The sequence below is a fragment of the Tellurirhabdus bombi genome (assembly GCF_021484805.1).
In the GTDB taxonomy this organism is placed as follows: Bacteria; Bacteroidota; Bacteroidia; order Cytophagales; family Spirosomataceae; genus Tellurirhabdus; species Tellurirhabdus bombi.
In genome coordinates, this window is the sequence record NZ_CP090557.1 from 4,785,592 (window position 1) to 4,799,082 (window position 13,491).

The window sequence follows — 13,491 nt, forward strand, 5'->3', positions numbered from 1 at the left end:
GCAACCCTTGAAATTCCTACGTCAGACATACGAAAGTCTCCGGTTCGCCTGGCAGGCCCTGCGCTCGAACTTGCTCCGCACCACCTTATCCCTGCTGGGTGTGACCATTGGTATCTTCTCCATCATTGCCGTCTTCACAATCGTTGACTCCCTGGAGCAGAACATCCGAACCAGTCTGGCCGGTATTGGCGACAAAGTAGTTTATGTCCAGAAATGGCCGTGGATCTTTGGGGATGGCGAATTCCAGTGGTGGAAATATTTTCAGCGCCCTGAGCCTACCGTAAACGAATACCGTTTTTTGGCCAACCGCATGGAAAATGCCGAAGCAGTTGTTGCTATGGATTTTAAAGGAGGTATTACGGTCAAGAATGGCAACAATAGCCTTCAGTGTCTCATTCAGGGCATATCTCTTGACTACAACAAAATTTCGGAAGTGCCCATTATCGATGGCCGCTATTTTTCGCCGCAGGAAATCGATGCGGCCCGCAATGTAACGGTTATTGGTGCCGACATAGCCGATGGCTTATTTCCGAACCAAAGTGCGGTGGGTAAGGAATTTAAACTCAACGGCCTAAAATACATTGTCATTGGCGTTCAGGAACGAAAAGGAGCTAGTTTGCTTAACTTTGGTGGCAATCCCGATAACAAATGCCTGATTCCCATCAGTGCTTTCGCCAAAATGTTTCATTCGGCTGGGTCGGGCATCGATATTGCCATAAAAGGTTACCAGTGGGATGAGGGACTGGCTGAACTGGAGGGGGAAATTCGCGGACTGATGCGCACCCGCCGCGGCATTAAACCACTCGAAGAAGACAACTTTGCCATTAACCGTCCTGATGCCGCGGCCCAGGCTATTTCGGGTCTTTTTGCCGTTCTGACCCTCGCAGGCTGGGTAATTGGTAGCTTTTCCATTCTGGTCGGGGGCTTTGGCATTGCCAACATCATGTTTGTATCCGTGAAAGAACGGACGAACTTGATCGGTATTCAGAAATCGCTCGGCGCTAAAAATTACGTAATCCTGTTCCAGTTTCTCTTCGAAGCCATTTTCCTCAGTCTGATTGGAGGCGGTGTTGGGATCTTTCTGGTTTATTTGCTCTCGTTCATTAAACTGGGTAGTCTGGAAATCCTGCTGTTGCCGGGGAATGTCGCCTTAGGTTTAGGCGTAGCCAGCATTATTGGCATTGTATCGGGCATTCTCCCCGCGTTGGTAGCTGCCCGCCTGGACCCTGTAATTGCCATTCGGTCAAAATAACAAAGTCGGAAGTAAGGAGTTTTTAAGGTATACCAGGCTGTTTTCGTGGTTCCTAGATTGTAATTAGGATTTCGATTGATAGCACAGAAAATTCCTTACTTTTTTGTTCATTTGTGCCTTAGGGACACTTAACGATTCCACCGACAATGCGCTTATTTACTATTTTGGCCATTTTTTTTCTGCTTGTTTTTGGCGTTTTTTATTACCTCACGGTCTGGAGTTACAGCGATGGAGAACGGGCCGGGACTGTCTCTACGTTTAGTCGGCGGGGCTACGTCTTTAAAACCTACGAGGGTGTTTTAAACGTAGGCGGTTTTTCGGGCGAAACTGGTTCCTTAACGCCGCAGTATTTCAGCTTTTCTGTAGAAGATGATTCGGTAGCTACCAAAATCAACGATGCCATTCGAACAGGCAAGCGCGTTACACTTCATTACGAGGAAAAACTGGTTCGCTTACCCTGGAATGGCGAAACTAAATATTTTGTTACCGAAGTTGAGTTAATTGATAATTCTTATGGAAATGGGAACGGTTTTCCAGGCCAGCAGTATCGACAACCCAGCCCACAGGCTGAGCCAAACATTGCTCCTGAGCCAACGCCGTTAGATACCGTAAACTCCCTGTAGCTAACAAACTAAATTGCTCGTCAAGCCGTTGTATCTTTTCCAGACTAACGGCTTTTTTTATGTCTACAGCGGTCAAGTCCAGCCGTATTTTTCCGGATAAAGTATTAACAGCCTCCCGCCTCTCGGGTGATGCAACCGCTGATACGCTTATTGCAGCCATAGCCTCCGCGCAAGGCCGTGGAGGTGTAGCTGAATTCATGCGCTGGTTAGGAAATACCAAGGATTTATCTTTGGAACAACAGCCCCAACTTGTCGCTGAATTCATGCAGCAGCATAGCGTTCTTCCCCCCTGGGCCAACCGGCAGCAGATGGAGCGGGGCATGCGTTTTTTTGAGCGCCATGCCGCAGCAATTGGCCTTACACTGGGTTGTTATTCCCTGCCTTACTGCTATGCGGGTGCTGATGGTGCCCGCGTCTTATGGCTTTCCCAACGGATTTACAACGATACGCAAAAACGGCTTGAAGAAACAGGTGAGTGGCTCTCGGCGGTTACCAAACGGCGAAACTGGGATAGTAATGTAGCCATTATTTATACCCTAAAAGTGCGCTTGTTGCACGCTGCCGTACGTTGGTTTACCCTGCATAGCGGACAGTGGGACATGGACTGGGGTTATCCAATCAATCAGGAAGACATGGCTGGCACGAATGGCGCATTCTCGTACATTGTTATCCGTGGCCTGCGCAAATCGGGTATTTCAACGACCGAGGAGGAAGAAGAAGCCTACCTGCATCACCTCAATGTGGTTGGTTATTTTATGGGTGTTCAGGAAAATCTGTTGCCGCAGAACTTGCGGGAGGCTTTTCACCTGGATCGAGCCATCGCCCGGCGCAATTTCCAGGCTTCAGAACAGGGACAAGCCCTGACAAAATCGTTGTTGACCACCATTGAAAATCTTTCTCCGCCCGCCTTGCGGAACCTCCCGGCGGCTCAAATGCGTTTCTTCCTCGGCGACGCGTTGGCCGACTTGCTCGGTATACCGGCTGTTCCGCTCGAAAAGCGGCTGGTTGGCTTGGCTAACTCGCTCCCATTTTTTTCGAAGTTACTCACTGTCTGAGGGATGTGGAGTCATATCACAGACTATCAGCCTTAATTTATAACCGTTGACTATTCTCCAACAAGAGCCCATTGCTGCGCTTGCTACCGCGCCGGGCATTGGTGCCATTGCCGTTATTCGTGTCTCGGGCGATAAAGCTATTGAGGTTACCAACCGAATTTTTCGCGGTAAAAATTTACTTGAACAGCCTTCGCATACCGTTCATTTTGGTACAATTCGGGATACTGAGAATGTTATTATTGATGAAGTTTTAGTAGCTGTTTTCCGTAGTCCAGCTTCGTTTACCAAAGAAGATGTGGTCGAAATTTCGTGTCACGGCTCAGACTATATTATTCGGCAGATTCTGCGTTTGCTCCTGAAAGAAGGCGTTCGGATGGCCCAGCCGGGGGAATTTACGCAACGCGCCTTTTTGAATGGGCAGTTTGATTTGGTGCAGGCCGAAGCTGTTGCCGACCTGATTGCTGCCGATTCGGAAGCGACGCACCGGACAGCCTTGACACAATTGCGGGGCGGTTTCTCGAAAAAACTAAAAGAGCTTCGTCAGCAACTCATTGATTTTGCGGCTCTTATTGAATTGGAGCTGGATTTCGGGGAAGAAGATGTTGAATTTGCCCGTCGTGACGACCTGCGCCGTTTGGTGCTGGCTATTCAACGCGTTTTACGGCCTTTGATTGACTCTTTTTCGGTTGGTAATGCCATCAAAAACGGGGTTCCAACCGTAATCGTTGGAAAGCCCAATGCGGGCAAATCAACGCTTTTGAATGCCTTACTTAACGAGGAGAAAGCTATCGTATCCAACATTCCGGGCACAACACGGGATTTAATTGAAGATGAGTTATTTATCGACGGAATCCGGTTCCGCTTTATTGATACAGCCGGCCTTCGGGAGGCCACCGATGCTATCGAAGCCATCGGGGTCGAACGGACTAAACAGCAACTTGCCAAAGCATCAATTGTTATCTATCTTTTCGATGCGGCAGAAATGGAACTGTCGGAGTTATCCGAGATTGAGCAAGACCTACAACAGAGGGCGGTTCCCTACCTGTTAGTTGCTAATAAAACCGATAAATTAGCTCAGGATGAACTACATAACTGGCAGCTTCACTTTGGTGATCAGCTCGTTCCTATTCAAGCAAATACGGGCAAAAATATTCCTGAGATGACCCAGCAGCTGGTTCGTTTCGTTAAAACGAACGCCCAAACCAGCAGCAATACGGTGGTTACCAATATGCGTCATTTTGAGCACCTGAGTCAAACGGAAGCCGCACTCAGCCGCGTGCTTGATGGCCTTGACACGGACGTTAGCCCCGACTGGCTCGTCATGGATATCCGCGATGCCCTCCGGCATCTAGGCGAACTAACCGGCGAAATTACTACGGATGATTTACTGGAAACAATTTTCAGTAGATTCTGTATTGGGAAGTAAGTAATACAAACACATACACGCGACTGCTTAATAAATCGCTTTTAGGCCCTTAAAATGGGCCTTTTTTGTTGCCCAAGACCTATTGCCGAGACAACTATTGAATACTACAAAGCCTACTAATTGACTCTCCTTATTCTTGTTGAGTCTTCACAGAACGGAATACAATCGGAATATTAAGATTGATGCTGCCAGAGGCAAAAGGGTGATAGCTATTCACATTAAATCGACCACTTAAAAAGACTCTGGCTTGCGAGTTTTTATAAAAAGGCTTGAAGTAAAAATCCGCTTGAAGAGGAATATTTAGAAGGTAGTGTTCAATATAATCGTACTTACCTTTCTGCGTAATGTTAGGATCGCTAATTTGTAAATAGTTCACCCCTGCTGATAATTGAAGTTGATGAGGGTTATCCCGACTTAACAATCGATAACCAAGTCTGATTCCATAATATCGATGTTCATACCGGCGGGAGAATATATTACTCCCTCACAATGCGCAACGCTGTAAATACAGAAACCTCAGGAAAAAACGAAGTTGCCCCGGGCGGGCTACATTCAGCCTTAAGCTGTCCAGTAATTCTAAATACGAACTTGGTTGTATCGATTTGCCCTGTTGCACCCATCACAGCCGTATCAGCTTTCCACGCCGGATCAATCAGAGTTGTATCACAAAGCCGGAAAAACGTGCGAGAATTACCATGAGGGCCTATAAAATAGCCTCCGCCCAGATAGGCAACCTTTTCATTGACTAACTCCCGGTAGGGTTTCGCCTCACAACCACAACTGGGCGAGGTATCTTCTTTATGGCAGGCAATCAACAGGACAACTACAAGCGATAGTAGAGCGGAAAATTTCATGGGCTTAAGGCTTTAGCCCATATGATCCAGAAAAACAGAAAGGGGTTGCAAAGCACTTTCTCCAAACCAAAGCCCTAAACACTTAGAATTTAAGCGCGAAGTCTTAAGCACGGAGAGCTTTAGAGTACTTGTTCCCTATAGGAAGCTACTCTAAAATAATCAATGCTTAAGACTTCTTAACTAACGTGCAGTATCCTAAAACTTATTTTTTTTATTGCCCGAATAGTTGTTCGAGAATTTAGGCTTGCCCCCTGTATGTTCTTTCTTTGAACTACCCAGCAACCGCTCCACTAAATCCGGGCGTTTGAGCTTGTTCAGTCGGTTCCGAATCCAGTCTTTGTGCTCGGACTTGTACCAGAAGAAATAGCGGTTTTGAGCCAGCTTTTCTTCCCGGGTTTTCGCTGTTTTAACTGGCTTCAGCGTATAAGGATGCACTCCCGAATAATAAATCACCTCGGCCACCGTCATCGGTGTAGGCGTAAAGTCCTGTACCTGTTCGAGTTGGAAGCCTAAGTCCTTGGTTTCGGCGGCCAGATTAGCCATGTCCTGCTCCTCGCAGCCGGGATGAGACGAAATGAAATACGGAATCAGCGGCTGCTTCAGGTTGTATTTCTCCTGGATCTGGTCGTACTTCTTTTTAAATAACTTGAAATACTTGAACGATGGCTTCCGCATAATCCGTAGCGTATCGTCCGACGTATGCTCAGGCGCTACTTTCAACCGCCCCGACACGTGGCGCGTTGTGAGCTGTTCCATGTATTCGTCGTGGTTGCCGTCCTGGTTATTCTTGTTGAAGTCATCCACCAGCAAGTCGTACCGAACTCCCGAACCTACAAACGCTTTTTTAATAGCAGGGTTGGCGTCCACTTTCCGGTACAGCTCTGTCAGCGGCTTATGCGAAGTATCCAGATTTGAGCAGATAACCGGATGAATACAGCTTGGGCTTTGACAACGGGCACAGATCGATTCGTCCTTTCCCTTCATTTTGTACATATTGGCCGACGGACCGCCCAAGTCGGAGATGTACCCTTTAAACTCCGGATGTTTCGTAATTTCGTCAACTTCTTTCAGTACTGATTCCTCGCTTCGTGACGCAATGAACTTGCCCTGGTGCGCCGAAATCGTACAGAAACTACAACCTCCAAAACAACCCCGGTGCATGTTGACCGAGAATTTGATCATATCGTAGGCCGGGATCGGACCACGTTTTTTGTATTTCGGGTGCGGCAACCGCGTGTACGGCAAATCAAACGATTTGTCAATTTCGGCTTCCTCCATCGTCTTGAACGGCGGATTAATCACCAATACCTGATTACCTACATTTTGGGTAATCCGATTGGCTTGCCACTTATTTGACTCAACCTCAACGATTTTGAAGTTAGCCGCATATTTAATTTTATCTTCCAGACAGACTTCATGGCTCGCCAGTTCAACTGTACTCCAGTTGTTGTAATCGCGCAATTCCGTACTGGCATCGTGCAGATAAGCCACTTGATTGATGTTCCGCATGGACGAAAAAGGCACCCCTTTCCGCGCTAGCTTCAGGATCTCGCGCAAGGGCTGCTCGCCCATGCCGTATACCAGCATGTCGGCCTTAGCATCCACCAGAATCGACGGCATCAACTGGTCTTTCCAGTAGTCGTAGTGCGTCACCCGGCGCAGCGAAGCTTCGATACCACCAAGCAAAACCGGCACATCGGGATACAGTTGTTTCAGGATATTGGTGTAAACAATTGTAGCGTAATCGGGCCGGAAGCCGGCTTCTCCACCCGGTGTATAGGAATCGTTGGAGCGCAGGCGTTTGTTGGCCGTGTAGTGATTCACCATTGAATCCATACAGCCCGCTGTCACACCAAAGAAATATTTCGGTTTACCAAATTTTTTGAAATCGCGCAGGTCATCCTTCCAGTTGGGTTGAGCGATAATGGCCACGCGAAAGCCTTCACTTTCCATAATGCGACCAATCACGGCAGTTCCAAAAGCCGGGTGATCTACGTAGGCATCCCCCGACACCAGCACAACATCAACTTCATCCCAGCCTCTCTTCTCAACTTCTTTCATTGTTAGAGGCAACCAGTCGGTAAGGGGTCTTTCAATCATGAGAAAGTAAATTGTCTTTCTGGTAAAACACCGAAATTACGAAATAATTCCTTCTTGTCACGAATCCACCGTTGATCTACGCTCCTCCTGGTTTACGAACTATTTGTTAGCTAGCAGATCGCGCCTGTTGATAAGGTCTACTCAAAGAATAGCTAAAACAAATCCGTATCTTTACATGCTATGACGGCTACTTCGTTTCGCTATCATTTACCAAAAAAGGCAATCAAATCGGATTGTCCGGACTGCGGCCCTAAACATCGCAAAACGTTAAGTCGGTACATTGATTCGCTGACGGGCGAGCCTTTGCCCGACATTTATGGACGCTGCGACCGCGAAAGTAACTGCGGCTATCACCTTAACCCGTACCACAAAGGGCCATCCGGTTTGTCTTATCACGATGAGATGAAGAACCGGGAGCGCCAGGAACCAATTCCTAAAGACTGGTTCAGGACCGCCGCCCGCCAGAAGCACAACGGAGAAACGAAGCAGCGCATCATTACCAACCTGATCCGACTTCAACACGCCACACCCGAACAAGCCGAACGGGTGGCCAATTTTCTCTTTGACGGGCCGGTGGCGTCTTCAAGTGGACCAACACCGCCTGCTGGACCAACCCCTGTTTTCACAATTCCTGACGAGTTGCTCAAGCAATCGCTAGGCCACTACGAACGCAATCAGTTTGCCATTTTACTACGGCGTCATTTCGGCACAAATGTCGCTGATGACTTATTGAAACGGTTCAACATTGGCACGTCCGGGCGTTGGCCGGGAGCCTGTGTTTTCTGGTATATTGACGAGCAAAACCGCATCCGGGGCGGGCAGATTAAACTGTTCGATGAGTTCTTCCATACCGTCAAATACGTCATCAGGAACGGTGAAAAACGAAGCCGTACCAGTTGGGTTCATTCGGCCTATGCCCGCCGACTCGACCAGCAGCAAACGCCTTATCCGGCCTGGTTGACGGCTTATCTGGATGAGCAGAACGATGTGCAGAAGTCACCCTGTCTGTTTGGCTTGCCCCAGCTCGCAACCGCTCCGATAGACAAACCCGTAGCGATTGTGGAAGCTCCCAAAACAGCGGTAATCAGCACGCCTTATTTTCCTGATTTTATCTGGATGGCGGTAGGTGCTTTATCGTACCTGAATGCCGACCGCATGGCACCACTGCGAGGTCGCCGGATTGAATTGTTTCCCGACCTGTCTAAAGACCGCAGCGCCTTTGACCGCTGGAATCGCATCGCTGGCGAACTGCTAGGACATGGTTTTCAGATTACCGTTTCTACCTATCTGGAGGACAACGCGACCCAGGACGAAAAAGCAGCCGGTTTAGACCTGGCCGATTTCCTGCTGGAACAATGGGAAGGCTACCCACCGGATTGGGAAGAATAAATAAGTAGAAAATTACCAGTATTTAAAACGCCAAATTAGTTTGTAATAAAGTAGTCGTGCTGCTTTATTTTGGATTAAGACTATCGGCGCCTTATAAAGATGAAAGGGAGTGAATTGGATTTATACCTAAGTATGGGGTATTTTCGCATGCAGCAAAAAGTGTTTACCTGTTGCGCTGTGCTTTTTGACAATACAGTTTGTACGGTTCATTGGCTGCGCATTGCCCTGTCGCGGGTAAATTACGGCAAGGATCAACTGCAATTGCTGAGAAAAAATCAACAATTTTTGGTAACAGTCAAGCCTTTCGTTCTGACGGAACAGGTGGAAGCGCTTTACGCCGAATACAAAAGCGCCATCACGTTTGACGCTCCCGAATCTGTCGAAGCCTGTTTGTTTGGAGAGGCAGACTATAACCTGTTTGATACGTATGCGGTTGAAGTTCGGGATGATACCAAATTAATTGCGGTGGGCATCTTTGACAACGGCGCTCGAAGCATCGCTGGCATCATGAATTTTTACCATCCGGCGTATCGTAAATACAGCCTGGGAAAATACCTGATGCTCCAGAAAATCAATTACGCCCGCGATCAGCAGAAAGTCTATTACTACCCTGGTTACTTAGCCAATAACAACCCTAAGTTCAACTATAAGCTCTTCGCCAGCGAGGAAGCTACTGAAGTCTTCGACAATCGTCATTTTAGCTGGGTACCTTTTAACTGGGAAACGGTAACTATTCATTCAGCCGACATCATGAGTCAGATTTAAACGTAGTGTCCGAAATCTTCAACTAATTTCCACAAATCAGCTAGTTTCAATTCGATCACAGAAAGACTAGCATACACCCGATTAGCGGCGAGGTCCCCTTTTTTGGAAACTACTTTTAGAAAGTTTATTAGAAAAATGCAAAGGGGACAGCATTAATTGAGGGACTGTAGAAAACAGAACCATTATGTACCAGAAATAGGCAAAATTAGTAAAGTCCAATCAGCGTAGACAAGCTACTTTTACAGCTCATATTCATCAACACTCAAGAAACCACCCCGCCCTGGCTAGATTCGAGGCGGGGTTTTTGTTTGATTAACGAAATTGTGATAACGATATAAGGCCACAGCAGACCTCAGGAATAAGCAGGTTTCATGGAATAATGCGTTCGCATCAATTGCCCCCGCATGGATGCCCAGCGGCGGCGGCTTACCGGAAGCTCCGTGCCGTCGTGTAGCACAACCGCACCTGACAGGCTATCCGGAAACGCACGAATCATGCGAATGCAAGCCGGATTTACCAGAATACTTTTGTGGATGCGAATGTAATTTGGCAGAAGAGTCTGGAGGAACTTTAACGTCTGAGCGGTCAGGTGTTTATTACCGTCCAAATAATGCAGCCACGTATAGTTGCCCTCGCCGGTCAAATAAACTAGTATATCTTTTTTCATGAAGGCTTAAGGATTATAGGCGTCATTTAAGTACATCAAATTAACCATTCTTCTGTCTGATAAATTGAAAAATGTTGGTAAACGTCAGTTCTAGCAGTGTCAAAGACTAATTTTAGTAAGTGAATGACGTATAGTAAATAATTGAAAACTTCCTGTAATGCCTTTCTTATTTTTGCCGCAGGTGATTTGAACACCACAGATTAAAAGAGAAACATGCATTCAACGAGTACGCTTCTTCCCAAAGCTGGCCTGCGGATGGGCCCGGTAAACCCCAATGATTTTCAAAAGCTTACAGATGTCTGGGAAGCGTCTGTGCGGGCTACCCATCATTTTCTGACAGAGGACGATTTGCTACTTTTCAAGCGGCTAATTCGTGAGCAATACCTTTTTCAAGTTGATTTAACCTGTATTCGGGAGGAAAAAGGGCAGATTCTCGGTTTTTTGGGCGTTGCCGACGACAAAATTGAAATGCTGTTCGTGCATCCGGCTTTTTTTCGACAGGGGATCGGAAAAGCTCTGGCTAATTACGCCGTTGATACACTGAAGTTGAGTAAAGTAGACGTGAATGAGCAAAACCAGCAGGCGCTTGATTTTTACCTGCGTCTGGGTTTTTTGGTAAAAAGCCGTTCCTCGTTGGATGGTATGGGCAAACCGTATCCCTTGCTACATTTGGAGATGCCTAGCAAGCAACTTAACTAGCTAAATACTTATTTTATAGTTACTTACGCAGCAAATTTGCACTCTCAGCAGCTTGTTGATAAGCTGCTTTTAGCTCATACAAACATTGGAGGCACAAGCACTCGCCATCATAGTCCAGCGTGGTCAGTTCCCGGATGTATTCGGTTTCCTGCCGCGTCAGATTAATTGCTAAACAGTCGCACTTGAGGATCGAATTGACTTTGCAGGTAAAAAGCTGGTTGCACCGAGAGCAACTTTCAGCAGCATGTTTGGTCATTTTTTCGACAGTTAAGGGATCTTTATACAAGATACGGCACAATTACACAGGTTGAAATAGCTTCTGCTTCCGCCAAAGCGATAAAGTCCTTTAATGTCTGCCCTTACGGACTCATTACCAGACACCCTGATTTAAATTAACAGATTTACCCACGCTTATAGCTTATTTTATTATTATTGAGTGACATTCGTATGCTGGATGGAGGGTTTTGCTAGTTGCAAGATTTAGGCCCCAACTTTAGAAAAATGGCATCTCATTCTGGTTTCGCTTTACGTAGGGATCATCGCCTTTGGGCAGGCTATCGAAACAGATCAATGGCGCTGCTTCTCCACGTAAGTGCCTGTCTGTTTGCCTGTCAGACAACGAACAAGAATGCTGACCACGCGGCTTACACCCAGCAATTAATCAATAAAGCCGATAGCCTGAAACACACCACAGGTCTAAAACAGGCTACTTCCTTTCTGGATTCAGCTTACGAACACTTTCCGGCGGCCAGCGTCCTGGACAAGTACCTAAAATACAGATACTTGCTCCAATCTCACCAACAAAGTAACAAACCAGCAGATCATATCCTTAGTGAGAGCTATGCGGACAGTATTTTTAGGCTTATTCGTAGTCAGCCGGGAGCGATGGAGCAATACCAGCAAGAGTATGCGCTAACGCATTTGTACAAAGGTGACGTTTTACGTACGCAAAAAAGATACAAAGAGGCGTATTCGTATTACCACAAGGGCAAAATCCTCATGGAAGGTTTGCTGGATACGTGTCAGAGCAGCCAGTATACAAATCGCATTGCGGTTATATATTACGCGCAGGCCGACTATGCAAAAGCAACGGTTTATTACAAGCAGGCTATGCAGGAGTTAAAGCATTGCCGTGGAAGCTCCGACTTTGAGTATGCTTTTGTTTACCCCCAAGGAACACTGGATAATATTGGACTTTGTTATGCCGCCCGGGGCATGGCTGACAGCGCCATGTATTATTACAACGCCGCCTTGACCTTTATTGACAAAAACGCGCATAAGTTTCCAAATGACAAGGAATTTGTGGCTACGGCCAGAGCGGTAATTCTGGGAAATCAGGCAAAAATTTACCAGACCAAAGGCGATCTTAAGCGTGCCGAAGCCCTGCTGAAAACCAGCATCCGTATTAATTCGCAAAAGAAACATGATAACCGGGACGCCCAGTTTTCGCAGGCCAAACTTGTCGAAGTATACTTCCAACAAAAAAAGTTTGATCAGGCTCGACTAGCGCTTCAGGACTTAAAAACCGCGCTGGATACCCTACCCAATTCGCAGGCAAAACTGCAATGGACTAACTTGCAATGGCAGTATTTCGACAGGATGCACGACATAGGCCAATCACATCGGTACTTAAAAAGCTACCTGGCCCTGAAGGATACGCTTGAACGCGAAAAAGACCGGGAAGGAAGCATCGACCAGACGCTACAGCGGCTGGACAACCAGCACCAGCTTGAATTATTTGCCGAAGAAGAGAAGTTAAACAGGCTTTACCTCCTGGCCACCATTATGCTTTCTGTGATGGCGCTTACCATTGCCTTTCTGATTTGGAAAAACTGGAAGCGATCCCAGGATAATATTCTGGAACTTAAGGCCTTGAACCAAAAGGTTACGCTTCAGAATGCCCATATGCAAAAAGCGCTGGCCGCCTTGGAGCAAAGTCATACCGAAAATACACACGTTATGAAAGTAGTGGCTCATGACTTACGCAGTCCTATTGCTGCTATCAATATGGCTTCGCTCCTGCTGCTTGAACACCATAATTATACGGCTGAACAACGGGAATTTCTGGAAATGATTAAAGCGTCCACAACGGACTCAATGAGCCTGATTAACAATTTATTACAGACTAATAAAAAAGCGGATAAAGGCCATAAGGAGTGGGTAGAGTTTCATTTATTACTGGCTTACTGCGTTAATCTGCTGAAATTTAAGGCAGACGAAAAACGGCAATCTCTTGAGTTACAAATAGAACCCGTTACTATTTTCGTTGATCGGGAAAAAATCTGGCGGGTCCTAAGTAACCTCATTGCTAATGCCATTAAATTCAGCCCTACTGGGACAACAATCAACATACGCCTGACTTGCCTGGACAATTCTATTCAGGTTGCGGTAGAAGACCACGGCATTGGCATTCCCAACGAGTTGAAGGAAAAGGTTTTCGACATGTTCACCGAAGCAAAAAGACCTGGAACGGCGGGCGAACAGCCTTTTGGATTAGGGCTGGCCATTTCCAAACAAATTGTTGAAGCGCATCAGGGAAAATTATGGTTTGAAAGTTCGCCTGTTACAGGAACCACTTTTTACGTCGAACTACCTCTTACTCAATTCTCTCCTGATCTAGTAGCAACCAGTTCAGGAGAGAATCACTAGTATAAAACCGCC

The 13,491-nt window shown here is 46.8% G+C and carries 12 protein-coding genes; 8 read left to right on the top strand and 4 right to left on the bottom strand.

Annotated features, from left to right (window positions below; genetic code table 11):
- Nucleotides 1–7 precede the first annotated feature (7 nt).
- The 4 genes from L0Y31_RS20345 (at nucleotide 8) to mnmE (ending at nucleotide 4,356) form a co-directional block, all read left to right on the top strand.
- A complete protein-coding gene (locus L0Y31_RS20345) occupies nucleotides 8–1,252 on the top strand; it encodes an ABC transporter permease (RefSeq protein ID WP_234734922.1) in 1,245 nt (414 codons plus the stop codon).
- Between the two features lie 146 nt (nucleotides 1,253–1,398).
- Nucleotides 1,399–1,875, top strand: coding sequence for a hypothetical protein (locus tag L0Y31_RS20350; protein ID WP_234734923.1), 477 nt, complete (start codon nucleotides 1,399–1,401; stop codon nucleotides 1,873–1,875).
- A 59-nt stretch (nucleotides 1,876–1,934) separates the two neighbouring features.
- Complete coding sequence (locus L0Y31_RS20355) at nucleotides 1,935–2,930, top strand: oxygenase MpaB family protein (RefSeq protein ID WP_234734924.1); 996 nt, start codon at nucleotides 1,935–1,937, stop codon at nucleotides 2,928–2,930.
- Between the two features lie 52 nt (nucleotides 2,931–2,982).
- Nucleotides 2,983–4,356 carry a tRNA uridine-5-carboxymethylaminomethyl(34) synthesis GTPase MnmE gene (gene mnmE, locus L0Y31_RS20360; RefSeq protein ID WP_234737214.1) on the top strand — a complete coding sequence of 458 codons (1,374 nt, stop codon included), beginning with the start codon at nucleotides 2,983–2,985 and terminating at the stop codon, nucleotides 4,354–4,356.
- 476 nt (nucleotides 4,357–4,832) lie between these two features.
- Here the strand turns inward: mnmE and L0Y31_RS20365 are convergent, their stop codons facing one another.
- Both L0Y31_RS20365 and L0Y31_RS20370 read right to left on the bottom strand, forming a co-directional pair.
- The gene (locus L0Y31_RS20365; RefSeq protein WP_234734925.1) at nucleotides 4,833–5,210 is read right to left on the bottom strand and encodes a hypothetical protein; all 378 of its coding nucleotides are present in this window, start codon (nucleotides 5,208–5,210) and stop codon (nucleotides 4,833–4,835) included.
- Between the two features lie 195 nt (nucleotides 5,211–5,405).
- Nucleotides 5,406–7,310, bottom strand: coding sequence for a YgiQ family radical SAM protein (locus L0Y31_RS20370; RefSeq protein WP_234734926.1), 1,905 nt, complete (start codon nucleotides 7,308–7,310; stop codon nucleotides 5,406–5,408).
- A 180-nt stretch (nucleotides 7,311–7,490) separates the two neighbouring features.
- Here L0Y31_RS20370 and L0Y31_RS20375 point away from each other — a divergent pair, with 180 nt between their 5' ends.
- A complete protein-coding gene (locus tag L0Y31_RS20375; protein WP_234734927.1) occupies nucleotides 7,491–8,699 on the top strand; it encodes a DUF6371 domain-containing protein in 1,209 nt (402 codons plus the stop codon).
- A 99-nt stretch (nucleotides 8,700–8,798) separates the two neighbouring features.
- Complete coding sequence (locus tag L0Y31_RS20380) at nucleotides 8,799–9,464, top strand: arginine-tRNA-protein transferase (protein ID WP_234734928.1); 666 nt, start codon at nucleotides 8,799–8,801, stop codon at nucleotides 9,462–9,464.
- Nucleotides 9,465–9,816: 352 nt separating this feature from the next.
- Here L0Y31_RS20380 and L0Y31_RS20385 read toward each other — a convergent pair whose 3' ends face one another.
- Nucleotides 9,817–10,131, bottom strand: a complete 315-nt coding sequence (locus L0Y31_RS20385) for a LytR/AlgR family response regulator transcription factor (protein ID WP_234734929.1) — start codon at nucleotides 10,129–10,131, stop codon at nucleotides 9,817–9,819.
- Nucleotides 10,132–10,344: 213 nt separating this feature from the next.
- On the opposite strand from L0Y31_RS20385, the gene L0Y31_RS20390 reads away from it, so the two are divergent.
- Entirely contained in the window at nucleotides 10,345–10,830 is a 486-nt protein-coding gene (locus tag L0Y31_RS20390) for a GNAT family N-acetyltransferase (RefSeq protein ID WP_234734930.1), read from the top strand.
- Nucleotides 10,831–10,849: 19 nt separating this feature from the next.
- Here L0Y31_RS20390 and L0Y31_RS21080 read toward each other — a convergent pair whose 3' ends face one another.
- The gene (locus tag L0Y31_RS21080; RefSeq protein WP_407084048.1) at nucleotides 10,850–11,086 is read right to left on the bottom strand and encodes a cysteine-rich CWC family protein; all 237 of its coding nucleotides are present in this window, start codon (nucleotides 11,084–11,086) and stop codon (nucleotides 10,850–10,852) included.
- A 314-nt stretch (nucleotides 11,087–11,400) separates the two neighbouring features.
- Between L0Y31_RS21080 and L0Y31_RS20395 the strand changes: the two genes are divergently transcribed.
- A complete protein-coding gene (locus L0Y31_RS20395) occupies nucleotides 11,401–13,479 on the top strand; it encodes a tetratricopeptide repeat-containing sensor histidine kinase (protein WP_234734931.1) in 2,079 nt (692 codons plus the stop codon).
- Nucleotides 13,480–13,491: the final 12 nt, after the last annotated feature.